This window comes from Roseomonas sp. WA12 (genome assembly GCF_054165765.1).
Genome location: NZ_CM135108.1, coordinates 1,046,908 through 1,064,101 on the forward strand (window position 1 = coordinate 1,046,908; position 17,194 = coordinate 1,064,101).

The window sequence follows — 17,194 nt, forward strand, 5'->3', positions numbered from 1 at the left end:
GATGCTTACTCCACGGTTGCGCCGGACCGGCGGACCACATCGCCCCATCTCCGGGTCTCGGCCCGCACAAAGGCGGTAAAGGCGGCAGGTGTCGTGCCCCCGTCGGGCGTCAACTCCGGCATCATGCCACCCAAATCCGCCAGCCGCGCCTTGGTTGCCGGCTCCTTGACGATGGCGTCAATCTCGGCGCCCAGCCGCTCCACGATCGGCCGGGGCGTGCGCCCGGGCATCTGCATCCCGAACCAGCCGGTCGCCTCAACCCCAGGCAGCCCCTCCTCGGCGGTGGTCGGGCAGTCCGGCAGGGCAGGGGTGCGCTGCGCCGTCGTCACCGCCAGCGCCCGCAACCGGCCGTCCCGCAGATGCCCGATGGCGGAGGGCAGGTTGTCCACCCCCACCTCCACTCGCCCGGCCATCACCTCGGCCAGCATCGGCCCGGCGCCGCGGAAGGGCACATGCGTGATCTGCACCCCCGCCTCCATTTTCAGCAGCTCCCCCGTCACATGAAGGGAGGTGCCAGCGCCGGAGGAACCGAAGTTCAGCTTGTTCGGATTGGCCTTCGCATAGGCCACCAGTTCCCGCAGCGTTCGCACGGGCAGGGAATTCGTCACGAAGATCACGTTCGGCACCCGGATCACCAGCCCGACCTCGGTCAGGTCCTCGGGCCGGTAGGGCATGCGGTCGCCATACAGGGTGTAGTTGATCGCCCCGCTCGAGATCGTCTGCATCAGCACCGTGGAGCCATCCGGCTCCGCCTTCGCGACGACGTCGGACCCCACATTGCCGCCCGCACCCGCCCGGTTCTCCACCGTGAAGGGCTGGCCCAGCCGTGCCTGCAGCCGCTCGGAGATGATCCGCGCCGCAACATCGGTCGTGCCGGCTGGGGTAAAGGGAACCACCACCCGCACCGGCCGCGCCGGCCAGGACGCCTGCGCGCGGGCACCCGATGGCATCGCCAGACCGGGAAGCAGAAGGGCAGGGGCCGCAAGGATCGAGCGGCGGGACAGGCCCGCGCCAGGCGGGAACCGGCGAGACAACGTCATCTGGGGACATCCTCCATGGCGTCCGCGCCGGGGTCTTTTGCCCCGGTTCCGAGTCGCGGCGAGCCGGCGATTGGTGCCGTGCCCCAACAGCTCTTGCAAGAGCCGTGAGACACGGCCTGCCTGCCCCAGGATGGAGTCGCCCGACCCCGGCCGCGGAATGAGCACCGAGTCGCGCTTCTATACGGCCATCCGGCCCTTGCCAGCGGCCCTCCCTGCGCGTCCGATCGCCCGCGCGACGCACTGCATCCCGCCACCACCTGCGGCGTTGCGGGTGGGACGGGCCTGGCGAAGGCATCGAGGGATCGGATCAGTATGGGCTTCCTCCAGACCTATGCGCGCGTGCTCAGCCTCCTGGCGCCGGACAAGTGGGTCGCCATCGGGCTGGCCCTCGCCTCCCTCGCGCTGGCGGGATTGCAGTTCCTGGAGCCGGTCCTATTCGGCCGGGTGGTGGACGTTCTCTCGGGCGCGGACCGCCTGCCGCAGGACGTGGTCTGGCAACAGGCCATCTCCCTCCTCATCGTCTGGACCGCGGTCGGCCTCACCGGCATCGCCGCCAATGTCGCCGTCTCCCTGCTCGCCGACCGCATGGCCCACCGCAACCGCCTGGCCGTCATGCACCGCTACTTCCAGCACGTGCTGGCAATGCCGCTCTCCTTCCACGGGGATACCGCCTCGGGCCGGCTGATGAAGGTGATGCTCGTCGGCACGGACCACCTTTTCGGCATCTGGCTGTCCTTCTTCCGCGAACACCTCGTCACCTTCATCACCGGCATCGTCCTCCTGCCGCTGACATTCTTCATGAACTGGCGGCTGGCGATCGTGCTGCTGGTGTTGGTCCTCATCTTCATCGTGGTCGCGACCTTCGTCGTCTCCCGCACTCAGGACGCCCAGGAGCAGGTTGAGGGCCTCCAGTCACAGCTTGCCGGCAATGCGCAGGACGCGCTGTCCAACGTCGTCGTCGTGCAGTCCTTCACCCGCATGGCCGCCGAGGCAAAGCTTTTCGGCGACATCATGCGCCAGGTGCTCGATCACCAGTTTCCCGTGCTCAACTGGTGGGCTGTCGTCTCGGTCCTGACACGCTCGGCCAGCACCATCTCCATCATCACCATCTTCATTCTCGGCACCTGGCTGCACATGAGGGGTCAGGCCTCGGTCGGCGAGATCGTCGCCTTCATGGGTTTCGCCACGATGCTCATCGGCCGGCTCGAAGGCGCGGTCGGCTTCGTCGCCCGCCTTCTGATCCAGGTCCCCGGCCTGCGCGAAGCCTTCGCCGTTCTCGATGCCCGCAGCAGCGTCCCCGAGAACCCCAACGCCATCGACATCCCGCGCGTGCAAGGTGCGGTCGCCTTCGAGAACGTCGCCTTCGGCTATCCCGGCGGCGGCAAGATCCTGAACGACGTCTCCTTCGAGGCGCCCCCCGGCAAGACCGTGGCCCTCGTCGGCCAGACCGGTGCCGGCAAGTCCACCGCCATGTCCCTCCTCCAACGCCTCTGGGACCCGATCGAGGGCCGCATCACCATCGACGGCCACGACCTGCGCGACCTCAGCCTGGACAGTCTGCGACGCAATGTCGGCGTGGTGTTCCAGGATGCCATGCTCTTCAACCGCACCATCCGCGAGAACCTCCTCGTCGGCCGCCCCGATGCGACGCAGGAGCAGCTCGAGGAGGCCTGCCGCATGGCCGAGGCGCATGACTTCATCACCCGCCAGCCACAGGGCTACGATAGCCGGGTCGGGGAGCGTGGAACCTCCCTCTCCGGCGGCCAGAAGCAGCGCCTCTCCATCGCGCGCGCCCTGCTGAAGGACCCGCCGATCCTCATCCTGGACGAAGCAACCAGCGCGCTCGATGCCGCGACGGAAGCCCGCGTGCAGAAGGCGTTGAAGGCCCTGATGACCGGCCGCACCACCTTCATCATTGCCCACCGCCTGTCCACGATCCGCGACGCCGACGAGATCCTCGTCTTCGAGTTCGGCCGAATCGTCGAGCGCGGCAGCTTCGACGAGCTGGTGGAACAGGGCGGCCGCTTCGCCGAACTGGTCCGCACCCAGCTCTCCGGCGCCGAGCAGAAAAAACTCACCCCCGCCGCCGTTTGATGGCCGCAGTCTTCAACCACAGGTGAGGCAGCAGCTTTTCTGCTTGTAATGTCCCGGTCATCCGCTGCCACCATGGCAGAGACGGGCGCGGCCAAAGCGCCCGCCCGCGGATGACGGAGACGGCCATGACGATCGCGTCCATCCTACGAAGCAAGGGGGCCGAGGTGGTGAGCGTCCGCCCCACTCAGACCCTGGGTGAGGTCGCCCACATCCTCGTCCGCCACCGCATCGGCGCCGTGCTGGTGCGGGAAGGCGAGGATCAGCCCATCGGCATCCTCTCCGAACGCGACATCGTCCGCGTCTTCGCCAGCGAGGACGGGCTGACTGACGGCATAACCGCCGCGGACGCGATGACCCGCATCCTCCACACGGTCACCCCGGACACACCCATCACCCAGGCCCTCGAGCTCATGACCGACCGCCGCGTCCGCCACCTTCCCGTGCTGCGGGACGGCCAACTCGCCGGGATGGTCTCCATCGGCGACCTGGTGAAGGCCCGCATCGAGGCCGCGGTCAACGAGGTGGACGCCCTCCGCGACTACGTCGCCGCCGGCTGATCCGCCCGGGCGAGGAGGTTCGGGCAAGAGAGGGAAGGGGGCTGGTCCCCCGTCCCCCGTGATGGCAAGGGGCTGCACGCGCCGGCATCACCGGCGCGCCCGACAGCCCCAGGTCCGCCATGCCCCGCCCCGAGCACGTTCTCACCCTTTCCTGCCCGAACCGCCCGGGCATCGTGGCCGCCGTCGCCACCACCATCTTCGAGCGGGGCGGCAACATCCGCGAAGCCCAGCAATACGACGACGTCGAGACCGGCCGCTTCTTCGCCCGCATCACCCTCGACCACCCCGGGAACGCGCTGGACGTCCCAGCCCTCCGCAGCGGCCTGGAAGCGGTCGCCGACCGCTTCGCCATGGAGTGGACCCTTCGAGACCGCGCGGAGAAGAAGAAGGTGATGGTCCTCGTATCGAAGTTCGACCACTGCCTCGCCGACATCCTTTACCGCTGGCGTCTCGGCGAACTCCCCATGGAACTCGCCGGCATCATCTCCAACCACCCGCGCGAGACCTACCAGCACCTCGACTTCGCCGACGTCCCCTTCCACCACCTCCCGGTCACCAAGGCGACAAAGCTGGAGCAGGAGGCCGAGGTCTGGCGCGTCATCCGCGAGTCCGGCGCCGAACTCGTCCTCCTCGCCCGCTACATGCAGGTCCTGTCGGACGGCCTCGCTGCCAAGCTCGCCGGGCGCTGCATCAACATCCACCACTCCTTCCTGCCCGGCTTCAAGGGCGCGCGCCCCTACCACCAGGCCCATGCCCGCGGCGTGAAGCTGATCGGCGCCACCGCACATTTCGTCACGGCGGATTTGGATGAGGGCCCGATCATCGAGCAGGACGTCGAACGGATCTCCCACAACGACACCCCCGACGACCTTATCCGCCAGGGCCGCGACATCGAACGCCGCGTCCTCTCCCGCGCCCTCCTCTGGCAGCTCGAGGATCGCGTGTTGCTGAACGGGTCGCGCACCGTGGTTTTCCGGACCTGACCAAGGCCTGGAGGGAGAAGAACTTCTCCGTTCCAGCTCCCGCTCACTTCACTTGTGTGGCTGCCGCGGGATAGGCCGATAGCGAAGTCGCAGAGGCCGGGCCTTCAGCGACGACCAGTGAGGCCGGAGCACCAGTTGGCCCCGCAAACCCTCGGCGCCCTCGCATGCCTGAAGCTTGGCTTTCCGGCCGGAACCTGCGCCTGCTCGGAATGAAACTTTGATGATTTCCAGCAGAGCGGGCCTGCATGTTGCGCCGCAACCACCGATGATGCCGCCGTCTCAGCCCTGTCCGGAACCAGAGTGGACCTTATCGCCTCCCTCCTCGGCGGGCTCGGCCTCTTCCTCGTCGCCGTTCGCAGCCTTGGCAGCCAGCTTCACCGCCTGGCCGGCCGCCGGCTGCGCGGCGCGGTCGCCCAGGCCACCCGCGGTGACACATCGGCCGCCCTCACCGGCATCGTCCTCGGCGCGCTAACGCAATCTTCCAACGCCGTTACCTTCATCACCGCCTCCATGGTGCAGGCCGGCATCCTTCCCCTGGCGCGCGCCCTCCCGCTGGTCGCCTGGTGCAATCTCGGCACCGCGGCCCTGGTGCTGGTGGCCTCGCTCGACATCCGCCTCGCCGCCCTCTGGTTGCTGGGCGTCGCCGGCCTCTCCCTCGCCCTCGGCCCCAAGGGCGGCGAACGCCTCCAGGCGGCGCTGGGCGCCATCTTCCAGCTTGGCCTGCTCTTCCTCGGTCTCGCCTTGCTCAAATCCGGCGCCGCACCGCTGCGCGACACGGAGGCCGTCCGCCAGGCCATGGCCTGGACCGCCCATGCGGTCTGGCCGCCCTTCTTCGTCGGCGCCGCCCTGGCGCTGGTGGCGCAATCCTCCTCCACCGTCACCATCCTGGCCATCTCGCTCGCCCATGTGGCGCTGCTGGACCCTGCCCAGGCCGGCATGGCCGTCTGCGGCGCATCCCTGGGCTCCGGCCTCTCGGTGATGCTTCTCGCCGGCGGCCTCCACGGCCCGGCACGCCGCCTCGCCCTGTTCCAGTCCGCCCTCAAGGGCATCGGCGCCGTCCAGCTCGCCGCCCTCGTCCTCCTCTGGCACGAGATCCCCGGCCTGCCCCCACTCCCTGCCTCGATGGACCTCGCGGACAGCCTGGCCCTGCTCTTTGTCGCCCTGCAGGTTCTGCCGGCGCTCACGGTCGTTCCCCTGCGCCGCCACGTGCCCGCCCTGCTCGAACGCCTCTCCCCCGCCGCTCCCGCCGAGGCCCTGTCCCGCCCCGCCTACCTTTACGACAGCGCGCTCGAAGACGCCCCGACAGCCCTCGACCTTGCCCTGCATGAACAGGCGCGCCTCGCCGGCCGCCTGCCTATGCTGCTGGACAAGGTCAGGGACGGGGCCCCCGCCGACGCCATCCCCGCCGAGACCCTCTCCACCGCCGGGCTTGAGGTCGAGCGCGCGATCGAGACCTTCCTCGAATCCCTGCTGGCCCGCACGATCCCCCGGCAGGAGCTGGAGCGCGCTGTCGCCATCGGCCATCTCAACACCCTTTTGGCGACGCTCCGCGAAACCGCCGCCGAATTCGCCGGGAACCTCGGCCGCCTTCGCGCCCGCCCCGTCGATCCCGCCCTTCTCGCGCTGGCCGACTCCCTCGCCGAAGCCCTTCACCTCCTCCTCTCCGAGTTCCAGGACGCCATCGCCTCCGCCGACCCGGCCGACTCCGAAACCCTCGCCGCTCTCGCCGGTGATCGCTCCGCCATGATGGAGGAGCTCCGCAGACGCACAGCCCGCCAGGCCACCGCCCTGCCGACCGAGGCGCTGAACCTCCTCTTCTCGATCACCTCCCTCTTCGAGCGGACCGCCTGGCTCCTCCGCCGCAGCCTGTTCGTCCTGCCGGAGGCCCGCGGCCTCGAAGGCTCCGCCGAAGCCACGGACCGCTCACCATCTGGCCAGGGCGCTAACCTGCGGCCGTCTGCGGAGCTGGTGTGTGACACGCGCGCCTGACGCGGGAACCGCGCCCATCCAGGGCAGCGGCCCAGCAATGCGGCACGAGACTGGCCGGCGCCACTTGCGGCCGCCGACGCCTCAGCCGCGAAGGGCTTCCGTCAAACCCTGGCTGGCGAGCCGGACGGTAACGAGAAGGCGGTCCAGCCCATGCCCCTCGCGCGCCATGGTGGAAAGGCCTGTGAGCACGGTCACGACGTAGTCGGCCAGGTGCCCCGCCGCTTCCGGATGCGTCGCCGCGACGAAGCGGCGGATTGTATCCTCCGCCCCGGCCGTCATGGCACGGGCTGCCTGGCGCGCCTCCGGGTCGTTACAGCGCGCACCCTCGATAACGAGGCAGCCGGCTACGGAAGGGTCGGCAGGGTCCGCGGCGTAGCGCCGCGCGGCTTCCTCCAGCACGGCGACCAGGGCTTCGGCCACCGGACGGCCGGGGCGAAGGATCTCGTCCAGCGCGATGCCCTCCGTACCGGCGTAGCGGCAGAGAGTACGGGCATACAGGCCGGCCTTGCTGCCGAAGGCGGCATAGAAGCTAGGGGGATTGATGCCGAGCGCCTCAGTGAGATCGGCGACGCTGACGGCGTCGTAGCCACGCGCACGAAAAAGCTGCTGGGCCGTCGCGACGGCCTCCTCCGGGTCGAAGCGGCGGGGGCGGCCACGGGGACGCGCTGATTTTGTAGTCATTAGTACAAAACGCCTTGACGAGACCTGCGGGCGGATTATGTAGCGCCTGCTACGTAAATCCTCAAGGAGGGCCTGATGGCCGGTTTTCAGGGTAAGTCCGTTCTGGTGCTCGGCGGCAGTCGAGGGATCGGGGCGGCAATCGTGCGGCGCCTGGCGGGGGAGGGCGCGGCCGTTACCTTCACCTATGCCGGCTCGAAGGAGGCGGCGGAGCGTCTGGCCGCCGAAACGGGCGCCAGCGCCGTGATGACGGACAGCGCGGACCGTGATGCGGTGATCGCCCGCGTTCGGGAAAGCGGTCCCTTGGACGTGATGGTGGTAAATGCGGGCGTCTTCGCCGGGGGAGACCCGCTGGAACTGGATCCGGATGCGGTGGACCGACTTTTCCGCATCAACGTGCACGCCCCTTACCACGCGTCGGTCGAGGCGGCGCGGCAGATGCCGGAGGGTGGCCGGATCATCGTGATCGGCTCCACCAGCGGCGACCGCGCCGGCTTCGCGGGGGCCGCGGCCTACGCGATGAGCAAGTCGGCGATGCAGGGCATGGCGCGCGGCCTGGCCCGGGATTTCGGCCCGCGCGGTATCACGGTGAACATCGTCCAGCCGGGGCCCGTGGACACCGACATGAACCCGGCGGAGGGACCGATGAAGGAACTGGTCCACGGCCTCATGGCCATCAAGCGCCACGCGCGGCCGGAGGAGGTGGCAGGGCTGGTCGCCTGGCTTGCGGGACCGGAGGCGAGCTTCGTGACCGGGTCGATGCACACGATCGACGGCGGCTTCGCCAGCTGACCCGGTAACGCCGGCCAGGGCCCCGACAGGCCCCGGCCGGTTCCTCCTGCCTTGCTCCTCCCTTGCCGCTGCTCGCGGCCGTGGGCGGAGAGCGCTCCCAAGCAGCCCAGCCCCGCCCGCCCAACGCTTGACCTCGTGAAAGGGGCCTGCCACCTCTCCGGCCCCCAATTTCCTCACTGCAAGGCCCGCAAACCCCCCATGCCCGCGATCACGCTGCCCGACGGTTCCGTTCGATCCTTCGACGGTCCCGTCACCGGCACTACGGTCGCCGCGTCCATCGGCCCGGGCCTGGCCAAGGCCGCCCTCGCCATGGAAGTGAACGGCGCCCTCAAGGACCTCTCCGTCCCGATCGAGGCCGACGCCCGCCTTCGCTTTATCACCCGCAAGGATCCCGAGGCCCTCGGGATGATCCGCCACGACGCCGCGCATGTCCTCGCGGAAGCCGTGCAGGAGCTCTTCCCCGGCACCCAGGTCACCATCGGCCCGGCGATCGAGAACGGCTTCTACTACGACTTCGCCCGCAACCAGCCCTTCACGCCCGAGGACTTCCCGGCGATCGAGGCCAAGATGCGGGAAATCATCGCCCGCAACGCGAAGTTTGAGCGCGAGGAATGGCCGCGCGAACAGGCCATCCAGTTCTTCGAGGACCGGGGCGAGCGCTTCAAGGCCGAGCTCATCCGGGACCTGCCCGAGAGCGAGACCATCAGCATCTACCGCCAGGGCGATTGGCTCGACCTCTGCCGCGGCCCCCACATGCGCTCCACCGGCGATATCGGTGCCGCCTTCAAGCTGCAGAAGGTCGCCGGCGCCTACTGGCGAGGCGATCACCGCAACCCCGTCCTCTCCCGCATCTACGCCACCGCCTGGCGGGACCAGAAGGAGCTCGACGCCCACCTCCTCCAGATCGAGGAGGCCGAGCGCCGCGACCACCGCAAGATCGGCCGCGAGATGGACCTCTTCCACCTGCAGGAAGAGGCCACCGGCAGCATCTTCTGGCACCCCAAGGGCTGGCGCCTCTACCGCACGGTGGAGGACTACATGCGCCGCCGCCTCGACGCCGCCGGCTATGACGAGGTGAAGACCCCCCAGCTTCTCGACCGCAAGCTCTGGATCGAGTCCGGCCACTGGGAGAAGTTCCGCGAGAGCATGTTCATCGCAACGGTGGAGGATGAGTCCGAGAAGGACCGCGTCCTCGCGCTGAAGCCCATGAACTGCCCCTGCCACGTCCAGATATTCAACCAGGGCATCCGCAGCTACCGCCAGCTTCCCTGGCGCATGGCCGAGTTCGGCGCCTGCCACCGCTACGAGCCCTCGGGTGCCCTGCACGGCATCATGCGCGTCCGCGCCTTCACCCAGGACGACGCCCACATCTTCTGCACCGAGGACCAGATCGCGCCCGAGACGGTCCGCTTCGTCGCGCTCCTCTCCTCCATCTACCGCGACTTCGGCTTCGAGAGCTTCCGCGTGAAGTTCTCCGACCGCCCAGCCACCCGCGCCGGCGACGACGCCACCTGGGACCGCGCCGAAGGCGCCCTCCGCGAGGCCTGCGCCACCGCCGGCGTCGAGTACGAGCTGAACCCGGGGGAGGGTGCCTTCTACGGCCCCAAGCTCGAATTCGTCCTGCGCGACGCCATCGGCCGCGACTGGCAGTGCGGCACCCTCCAGGTGGACTTCGTGCTCCCCGAGCGCCTGGACGCCGAATATGTCGGCGAGGACGGCGCCAAGCACCGCCCGGTCATGCTCCACCGCGCCATCCTCGGCAGCTTCGAGCGCTTCCTCGGCATCCTCATCGAGGAGCATGCCGGCCGCTTCCCCCTCTGGCTCGCCCCCACCCAGGTGGTCGTCGCGTCAATCGTGGACGACGCCGCCCCCTATGCCGAGGAGGTGGCCGAGACCATGCGCGCCGCCGGCATCGCCGCCAGCACCGACATCCGGAACGAGAAGATCAACCGCAAGGTCGCCGAGCATATCGAGGCCCGCGTCCCCATCCTCGCCGTCGTCGGCCGGCGCGAGGCCGAGGAGCGCAACATCGTCCTCCGCCGCCTGCCCGGCCGGGAGCAGGAAACCCTGCCGCTGGCCGACGCCATCGCCCGCATGCTGGCCGAATCCGCACCGCCCGACCGCCAGGGCAGCGCCGCCACCACGGCCGAAGCCTGAGCCCCGGCCAGGGATGGGGCGGCCCGGCCGCCGCCCCATCGCGCTGCTTCGTCCGCCGGAACAAGAAACCGGCTTGACCTGCCCACGCAGCAGTTGCAGACGCCCCCGCCCAGCACCATAACTCCACCGCTACACACAATAGGAGACTACCCCTGGCCCGAGGCCCAATGCCCAACACCCTCCCGACCCGCGACGGACCGCGGGTAAACGAGGAGATTCGCGCCGCCCAGGTCCGCCTGATCGACCAGGACGGGGAGATGCAGGGTGTGATGAGCGCGCGCGAGGCCCTGGCCCGCGCTTACGACGTCGGTATGGACCTGCTGGAGATCAGCCCGAACGCTGAGCCCCCGGTCTGCAAGATCACCGACTTCGGCAAGTTCAAGTACGAGCAGCAGAAGAAGGCCAACGAGGCGCGGAAGCGCCAGAAGGTCGTCGAGATCAAGGAAATCAAGGTCCGTCCGAATATCGACGACCATGATTACGAAGTGAAGATGCGCCAGATGAAGGGCTTCATCGAGGAAGGCGACAAGGTGAAGGTCACCCTTCGCTTCCGTGGCCGCGAGATGGCGCACCAGGATCTAGGCGCCAAGGTGCTCGAGCGGATCCGCACCGAGATGGCCGAGGCCGTGAAGGTCGAGTCCATGCCCCGGCTGGAAAACCGCCAGATGATCATGGTCCTCGCACCGAAGTAGTCGCTGGCCCCCCATCAGGGCGCCAAGGGCCGGCTGTCCCAAGGGATGGCCGGCCTTTTTTCTGTCCCACGGCCCGCGTTCCAGAACCTGGTGTGTCTATCGCCGCGATAGCGTGTACCCCGATGGATAAAGACGTCCTGTTGAGCGACTTTACATGCTCCAGAACGAAACGGGGTTGAAACGTGCCGTCCGCGCAGCCTTGCGACATCCTTATCGATACCAAGCCCCTTTTCGGCCATTGCGGCCTCGTCACGGGCAACTTCAGCGGCAACGTCAGCGCCACGGGCATGCCCCTCGGCCAAGAGGTCGTCCACGCCACCAACAAGGGCATCGTCTGGGAAAGCTGGGGCAACGGCCGCGCCCTCTGCTTCCGCCACCCCGCCCTGACGCGGCGCGAGGCGGCGAGCATCCAAAATGTGGCCCGCGAGATCAGGGATGCCGCCGAATACGGCGCCAGCCGCGCCGTCTTCAAGAGCTGGTCCGGTACCAGCAGCTTCGGCACCGGCGCGCAGGAACGGCTGAACAAGTACCGGACTCGCATGCAGAACCACCAGGGCGTACTCAAGAACGTCTATTGCTCCGAGCTGGTGGTCGTCGCCTACCAACTCGGCCTCGGCATCAACCAGAACCACGCCGCCTGGATCGCGCTCGACGGCAAACACACCCTGCCTCGAACCCTGCGCCTCTGGCTGCAGAACCAGATCGCGAACTGGACCTGCATGGGCGTGGTCACCGACTCCACGCTGGAGCTGACCGCCCCCTGAACCGGGCCGGGCACCGCCGCCCGGCTCCCGACACTTCACCTACCGCCCCGGGCAACGCGCCGGCCAGGCCCCATCCTCCCGCCGCAGCGTCCAGACCGTGTCCGCCGCCACATCCGGGTGCTGGCCCAGCGGCGTCGTCCGCTCTACCCCCCTCTCGTCCCACTCCGTTCGCCACGAGGAGATGCCGGGATCGACGAGCCGGGTCGTCACCCGCAGCACCTCGCCGGACCACTCTCCCGCCAGCGACCCCAGCCGGATCCGGTCGCGCTGCTCCACCGTCGCGCTCACCTGAAACGTGCTCCGCGCGCCAGCCCGGTCCCGAACGCTGCCCCAGATTTTATAGGCGCGGAACGCCCCGCCCTCGTCGCAGGTCGCCGCCCGGCCAACCATGTCGGAACAGCGCCGGCACGGCCGCGCGTGGTTCGCCTCCATCTCCATCCACAGCACGAGCGAGCGCCCGCCCGGCATGCGCGCCGTCCCGCTCCAACGCCCCGTGAGCATGCCACCCGAGGTGAGGGGACTGGCCCAGGGCATGGTGAGCCGGATCAGCAGCGGGTAGCCGAACAGCCCCCCGGCGATCAGCACGGCCAGCAGCACGAGAACGCGCCTCGGGCTCCGGATCCCGGCCAGTGCGAAGATCACCCGCAGCATCGCCCCCCTCCACCCGGGATTGCGCCACCGCCACGAAGAGCCCGGCTCCCCGGACCCTGGCCGCCCCTAGAAGGCCGGCGCGGTGCTCTCCTTGTTCGCCAGCTCCACCAGCGTCGCCGCCAGCACCCGCGCACCCGCCGCCAGCTGCCCCGGCGTCGAGTACTCCGCCGGGTTGTGGCTCACACCCTTTCGGCAGGGCACGAAGATCATCCCCGTCGGGCAGACCGGCACCATGAACTGCGCGTCGTGGAAGGCCCCGCTCGGCAGCCGGATGCTCGAAAGCCCCTGCGCCGTCGCCGCATCCTCCACCGCATCCGCGACAAGCGCGTCGAACTCCACCGGCAGCGCATGGAAGCGCTCGGTCACCGTCACCTCGCAGTTCTTGATCGCGCTGCGGATGGTCGGCTCGATCGCATCGCCATTGGCGATCAGCATCTCCTTCTCGGGATGCCGGAAGTCGATGGTGAACCGCACGAGATCCGCCACCGAGTTGGAGGTGTTCGGGAACACCTCGATCCGCCCGACCGTGAAGCGCAGCACATCCGTGGGATCCGCCATCAGCGCGTTCAGCGCCGTAATGGCGCGCACCATGTCCTGCACCGCGTCCTTGCGCAGCGAGAGCGGCGCTGTCCCCGCATGCGCCGTCTCCCCGCGCAGCTCCACCACGAACCAGCGGCTGCCCTGGATGCCGGTCACCACGCCGATATCCTTCTCCTCCACCTCAAGCCGCGGCCCCTGTTCGATATGGGCCTCGACATAGGCGAAGGGCTTGCCGCCCAGCGGGCGCCGGGCAATGTCCGCCTCCGCCTTCAAGTGCTCGTCCAGCGCCTGCCGGAAGGTCACCCCATCCGGGTCCGTCACCGCATCCCAGGTGTTCGCCGCCTTGTCGCGGGACCAGGCCATGCTGCCCATGCAGCCCGGCGCGAAACGCCCGCCCTCCTCATTCGTCCAGGCCACCACCTCGATCGGGCGCAGCGTCTGCACGCCGGCCTGGCGGATGGCCTGCACCGCCTCCAGCCCCGCGATCACGCCCCAGATGCCGTCGAACCGCCCGCCATTCGGCTGCGTGTCCATATGGCTGCCCGTCAGCACCGGCGCGGCGGAGGCATCGGTCCCCTCATGCCGCAGGAACAGGTTGCCGATCTCATCCACCGACACCGTCAGCCCCAGCACCTCGGCCCAGGAGATCAGCAGGCGCCGCGCTTCCCGGTCCAGCGGCGTCAGGCAGGCCCGGTTCACCCCGGGCTCCCCATCCGCACCGGTAATCGGGCCGATCGCGGCCATCTGCATCAACCGGTCCCACTGCCGCGCCTCGTCGACGGCCGCGATGGGGTTGGGGGCGGTGCTGGCGCTCATCTCAAATCCTCTCGGCAGGCGGTCCCGCATTTGCGGTGCCGGGGCCGCCAAGATCAACCCGGCCGCCCCGATTTGCCCGTCCCCGATGGCCCGGCCCCGATTTGTCCCGGGGGCGCCCGGCACGCCGCGTGCTAACCCTCCCGGCAACGCCTCTGCACCCCACAGCCCGGAACGCACCATGCCGGACAGCCCCGCGACAGCCGCACCCCCGGCCAACCCCGCCCTCGCAGCCCTGGCCGAGGAAGCCCGCCGCCAGCTCGAGCACCTCGACTACCCCCGCCACCCCTGGGTCCCCTCCCATGGCGAAGGCGTGCTCGACGTCGCCATCATCGGCGCCGGCCAGACCGGCCTCGTCACCGCCTTCGGCCTGCTGCGCGAACAGGTCCAGCGCATCGGCATCTTCGACGCCGCCCCGAAAGGCGGCACAGGCGTCTGGACCACCTTCGCCCGCATGCGCACCCTCCGCACGCCCAAGCACGTTACCGGCCCCGATCTCGGCATCCCCGCCCTGACCCCGCGCGCCTTCTTCACGGCGCGGGACGGGGAGGGGGCCTGGGCCGCCCTGCACAAGATCGGCCGCGAGGATTGGCAGCGCTACCTCGACTGGCTCGAGGCCACCCTCGCCCTGCCGGTGCTCCACGGCCACCGCCTCCTTCGCATCGGCCACACGGAAGCGGGCGAACCCCTCGAACTCACTGTCTCAACGCCCGAGGGCGAACAGCTCATCCGCGCGCGCAAGCTGGTGCTCGCGACGGGCATGGACGGCATGGGCGGCTGGGCCATCCCCGCCCCCTTCGACACGCTGCCGCCGCACCGCGTCTCCCACACCTCCGGCTCGGTGGACTTCGCCGCGCTGACCGGCCGCCGCGTCCTGATGGTCGGCGCCGGCGCCTCCGCCTTCGACACCCTCGCCACCGCGCTCGAAGCCGGCGCCGCGAAGGGCACCATGCTCGTCCGCCGCGCAAGAATGCCCCGCGTGAACCCCTTCCGCTGGATGGAGCAGTCGGGCTTTCTCGGCCAGCTCTACGCCATGCCGGACGCGCTGCGCTGGCGGTTCATGCAGCACATCTTCGCCCTCAACCAACCGCCGCCTCAGGAATCCTGGAACCGCGTCGCCGAAGACCCTCGCTTCGACCTGCACATGGCCAGCCCCGTCACCGCCGTGCGCGAGGAAGGCGACGAACTCGTCGTCACTACCCCCCATGCCGAGCACCGCACCGACCATGTCATCGTCGGCACCGGCACCGCCTTCGACCTCTCGCTCCGCCCCGAGCTCGCCCCCTTCGCCCAGCACATCCTGCTCTGGCGGGACGCCTACACCCCGCCCAAGGGGCTCGAATTCCCCGCCCTCAGCGCCTGTCCCTACCTGAACAGCGACTTCTCCCTGCGCGAGAAAACCCCCGGCGCCGCGCCCTTCCTCCAGCACATCCACATGATCAACTACGGCTCCACCGCCTCCATGGGCCTGTCGGGCGCCACGATCAGCGGCATGAAATACGGCACCATGCGCCTGGTGGACGGGATTTGCCGCCGCTTCTGGCTCGAGGACGCCACCCACCACCTCGACAGCCTCCTTGCCTATGAGGAACGCGAGCTGACGAGCGAGATCGCCCAGGAACTCCCCGCCTTGGCGGCGGAATAAGGCCCGAGCCGATGAAGCCCTCCGCACTCTCCACCCATGTCCTCGACACGGCGAACGGCATCCCCGCCCAGGGCATGCCCGTCGAATTCTGGCGCATGGACCCCGAGCCCGTCCTCCTCGCCCGCGCCATCACCAACGCCGACGGCCGCACCGACGCCCCCCTCCTGCCGCCCGAGGCCTTTGCCCCCGGCCGCTACGAGCTGCGCTTCGACGTCGGCACCTACTTCGCCTCTCGGGGCAACGATCCCGGCTATCTCGGCATCGTCACGCTGAATGTCGGGCTGCGGGCAGGGCAGGGGCACTACCACGTGCCGCTCCTCTGCTCCCCATGGTCCTACTCCACCTACCGGGGCAGCTAAGGCCCCTACCGCCGACGACGGACTGTCCCCCTCAATCGCCACGGAACGCAAACGGTCAGCCCCGCCCGTTGCGCCCCAGCGCCACGACCCGGGATATCGGCAGCCGCCCAATTCGGGCACTCTGCCTCCTGTCCATCAAGCGCACGGGAGACCTTTGTGACACCCACCCCGACCGCCACCTCCCGGCGCGCCCTGCTCGGCGCCGCCTCCCTCCTCCCACTCGCGGCCTGCACCGCGCCACTGCCTGCCGGCCACGACGCGGGCCCGGGCGAGCCCGCCCTCGCCTCGGAAAGCCCCGCCGCCCGCTGGATGGACCTCGCCGACCGCATCGGCAGCAACGCCGGAAGCGGCTGGCCCCGCAGCAACACCGTGGCCCTCACCGCCCGCGCCATGCACGACGCGCTGAACACAATCGAGCCCCGCTACGCCACCTGGCTCCCCCACAACGCCGGCTCCGTCACGGGCGCCTCCCCGGTCTGCGCCATGTCCGCCGCCGCCCATACCGTGCTCGCCCGCCGCGGTCCGCCCGCCGAGGCCGATGCCCTGCTCGCGGCCCTCACCGCCACCGAACCCTCCAGCCCTGCCCGCGAGGCCGGCACCGCCCTCGGCACCGCGATCGGCAACGCCACGCTGGACAGCGCCGGCCCTGCCCCCGAACGCCGGCTCTTCGACGTCTCCGAGCAGCAGGGCCGCTGGCGCCCCACCTCCGCCGCCGGCCAGAACACCTATTTCTACACGAACCAACCCCTGCTCTTCCCGGCCCGCGACTCCCTGCGCGGCCCGCCCCCGCCCGACCTCACCTCCCAGCGCTACCGCGACGACCTCGAGGAGGTCCGGCGCCTCGGCGGCTCCACCTCCTCCTCGCGGCGAGAGGCTCAGGCGGAAGCCGCGAATTTCTGGGTGCCGCAGCTTCTGCACCGCAACCTCATGCTGCTTCTGCTCCGCCGCGTCGCCGCCCGCCCGCAGCGCGGCGCGCCGGGCAGCGGCCTGTGGGACGAGGCGCGCATGGCCTCCATTCTCGCCACCGCCCATTCCGACACGGATGTATTCGTCTATGGCGAGAAGGCCTACTACGCCTTCTGGCGCCCGGTCACAGCCATCGGACTCGGCAGCCCCGGGATCCCGGCCGATCCGCTCTGGCAGACCGTGCTCAACACCCCCGGCCATCCCGACTACCCATCGGGCCACAGCGCCGACATCACCACCGGAACCCTTGTGATCGCCGGCCTGCTCGGCGAAGCGCCCACTCGCTACCAGGCCATCGACCGCCAGGGCCGCCCGACCCGCGATTTCCCCAGCCTAGCAGCCATGCTCACCGAATGCTCGGACAGCCGCATCTGGGCCGGCGCCCATTTCCGCTTCGCCTGCAACGAGGGCCAGCGGATCGGCCGCGCCATCGCCGCCCGCGCGCTTACCCAGGTTCCGCGGTTGGGGTAGGGA

The 17,194-nt window shown here is 69.6% G+C and carries 15 protein-coding genes; 11 read left to right on the forward strand and 4 right to left on the reverse strand.

Features of this window, described 5'->3' with window-relative positions:
• Positions 1–5 precede the first annotated feature (5 nt).
• Positions 6–1,040, reverse strand: coding sequence for a Bug family tripartite tricarboxylate transporter substrate binding protein (locus tag ACVBD7_RS05020; RefSeq protein WP_458096403.1), 1,035 nt, complete (start codon positions 1,038–1,040; stop codon positions 6–8).
• A gap of 312 nt (positions 1,041–1,352) precedes the next feature.
• On the opposite strand from ACVBD7_RS05020, the gene ACVBD7_RS05025 reads away from it, so the two are divergent.
• From ACVBD7_RS05025 to ACVBD7_RS05040, 4 genes are all read left to right on the forward strand, one after another.
• A complete protein-coding gene (locus ACVBD7_RS05025; protein ID WP_458096404.1) occupies positions 1,353–3,134 on the forward strand; it encodes a glucan ABC transporter ATP-binding protein/ permease in 1,782 nt (593 codons plus the stop codon).
• 125 nt (positions 3,135–3,259) lie between these two features.
• The gene (locus ACVBD7_RS05030) at positions 3,260–3,691 is read left to right on the forward strand and encodes a CBS domain-containing protein (RefSeq protein WP_458096405.1); all 432 of its coding nucleotides are present in this window, start codon (positions 3,260–3,262) and stop codon (positions 3,689–3,691) included.
• 119 nt (positions 3,692–3,810) lie between these two features.
• Positions 3,811–4,674: a formyltetrahydrofolate deformylase gene (purU, locus tag ACVBD7_RS05035; protein WP_458096406.1), complete on the forward strand. Its 864-nt coding sequence runs from the start codon at positions 3,811–3,813 to the stop codon at positions 4,672–4,674.
• A 300-nt stretch (positions 4,675–4,974) separates the two neighbouring features.
• On the forward strand, positions 4,975–6,663 hold the full coding sequence (locus ACVBD7_RS05040; protein ID WP_458096407.1) for a Na/Pi symporter: 1,689 nt from the start codon (positions 4,975–4,977) through the stop codon (positions 6,661–6,663).
• Between the two features lie 81 nt (positions 6,664–6,744).
• On the opposite strand, the gene ACVBD7_RS05045 is transcribed toward ACVBD7_RS05040, so the two are convergent.
• Complete coding sequence (locus ACVBD7_RS05045; RefSeq protein WP_458096408.1) at positions 6,745–7,344, reverse strand: TetR/AcrR family transcriptional regulator; 600 nt, start codon at positions 7,342–7,344, stop codon at positions 6,745–6,747.
• A gap of 75 nt (positions 7,345–7,419) precedes the next feature.
• Here ACVBD7_RS05045 and bdcA point away from each other — a divergent pair, with 75 nt between their 5' ends.
• The 4 genes from bdcA (at position 7,420) to ACVBD7_RS05065 (ending at position 11,746) form a co-directional block, all read left to right on the forward strand.
• Positions 7,420–8,133 (forward strand): SDR family oxidoreductase, encoded by a 714-nt coding sequence (gene bdcA, locus ACVBD7_RS05050; RefSeq protein ID WP_458096409.1) that lies wholly within the window; start codon positions 7,420–7,422, stop codon positions 8,131–8,133.
• Between the two features lie 198 nt (positions 8,134–8,331).
• Positions 8,332–10,290: a threonine--tRNA ligase gene (gene thrS / locus ACVBD7_RS05055; protein WP_458096410.1), complete on the forward strand. Its 1,959-nt coding sequence runs from the start codon at positions 8,332–8,334 to the stop codon at positions 10,288–10,290.
• 167 nt (positions 10,291–10,457) lie between these two features.
• Positions 10,458–10,982: a translation initiation factor IF-3 gene (infC, locus tag ACVBD7_RS05060; protein ID WP_458096411.1), complete on the forward strand. Its 525-nt coding sequence runs from the start codon at positions 10,458–10,460 to the stop codon at positions 10,980–10,982.
• 182 nt (positions 10,983–11,164) lie between these two features.
• Positions 11,165–11,746: a hypothetical protein gene (locus ACVBD7_RS05065; RefSeq protein WP_458096412.1), complete on the forward strand. Its 582-nt coding sequence runs from the start codon at positions 11,165–11,167 to the stop codon at positions 11,744–11,746.
• A gap of 39 nt (positions 11,747–11,785) precedes the next feature.
• Here the strand turns inward: ACVBD7_RS05065 and ACVBD7_RS05070 are convergent, their stop codons facing one another.
• Entirely contained in the window at positions 11,786–12,397 is a 612-nt protein-coding gene (locus ACVBD7_RS05070; RefSeq protein ID WP_458096413.1) for a hypothetical protein, read from the reverse strand.
• Between the two features lie 66 nt (positions 12,398–12,463).
• Positions 12,464–13,753: a M20 family metallo-hydrolase gene (locus ACVBD7_RS05075; RefSeq protein WP_458096414.1), complete on the reverse strand. Its 1,290-nt coding sequence runs from the start codon at positions 13,751–13,753 to the stop codon at positions 12,464–12,466.
• Positions 13,754–13,931: 178 nt separating this feature from the next.
• Between ACVBD7_RS05075 and ACVBD7_RS05080 the strand changes: the two genes are divergently transcribed.
• The 3 genes from ACVBD7_RS05080 to ACVBD7_RS05090 all read left to right on the forward strand — a co-directional run bounded on the left by ACVBD7_RS05080 (position 13,932) and on the right by ACVBD7_RS05090 (position 17,191).
• Positions 13,932–15,395 (forward strand): SidA/IucD/PvdA family monooxygenase, encoded by a 1,464-nt coding sequence (locus tag ACVBD7_RS05080; protein ID WP_458096415.1) that lies wholly within the window; start codon positions 13,932–13,934, stop codon positions 15,393–15,395.
• An 11-nt stretch (positions 15,396–15,406) separates the two neighbouring features.
• Positions 15,407–15,754, forward strand: coding sequence for a hydroxyisourate hydrolase (gene uraH / locus ACVBD7_RS05085; RefSeq protein WP_458096416.1), 348 nt, complete (start codon positions 15,407–15,409; stop codon positions 15,752–15,754).
• Between the two features lie 156 nt (positions 15,755–15,910).
• A complete protein-coding gene (locus ACVBD7_RS05090) occupies positions 15,911–17,191 on the forward strand; it encodes a vanadium-dependent haloperoxidase (RefSeq protein ID WP_458096417.1) in 1,281 nt (426 codons plus the stop codon).
• The last annotated feature ends 3 nt before the right edge of the window (positions 17,192–17,194 follow it).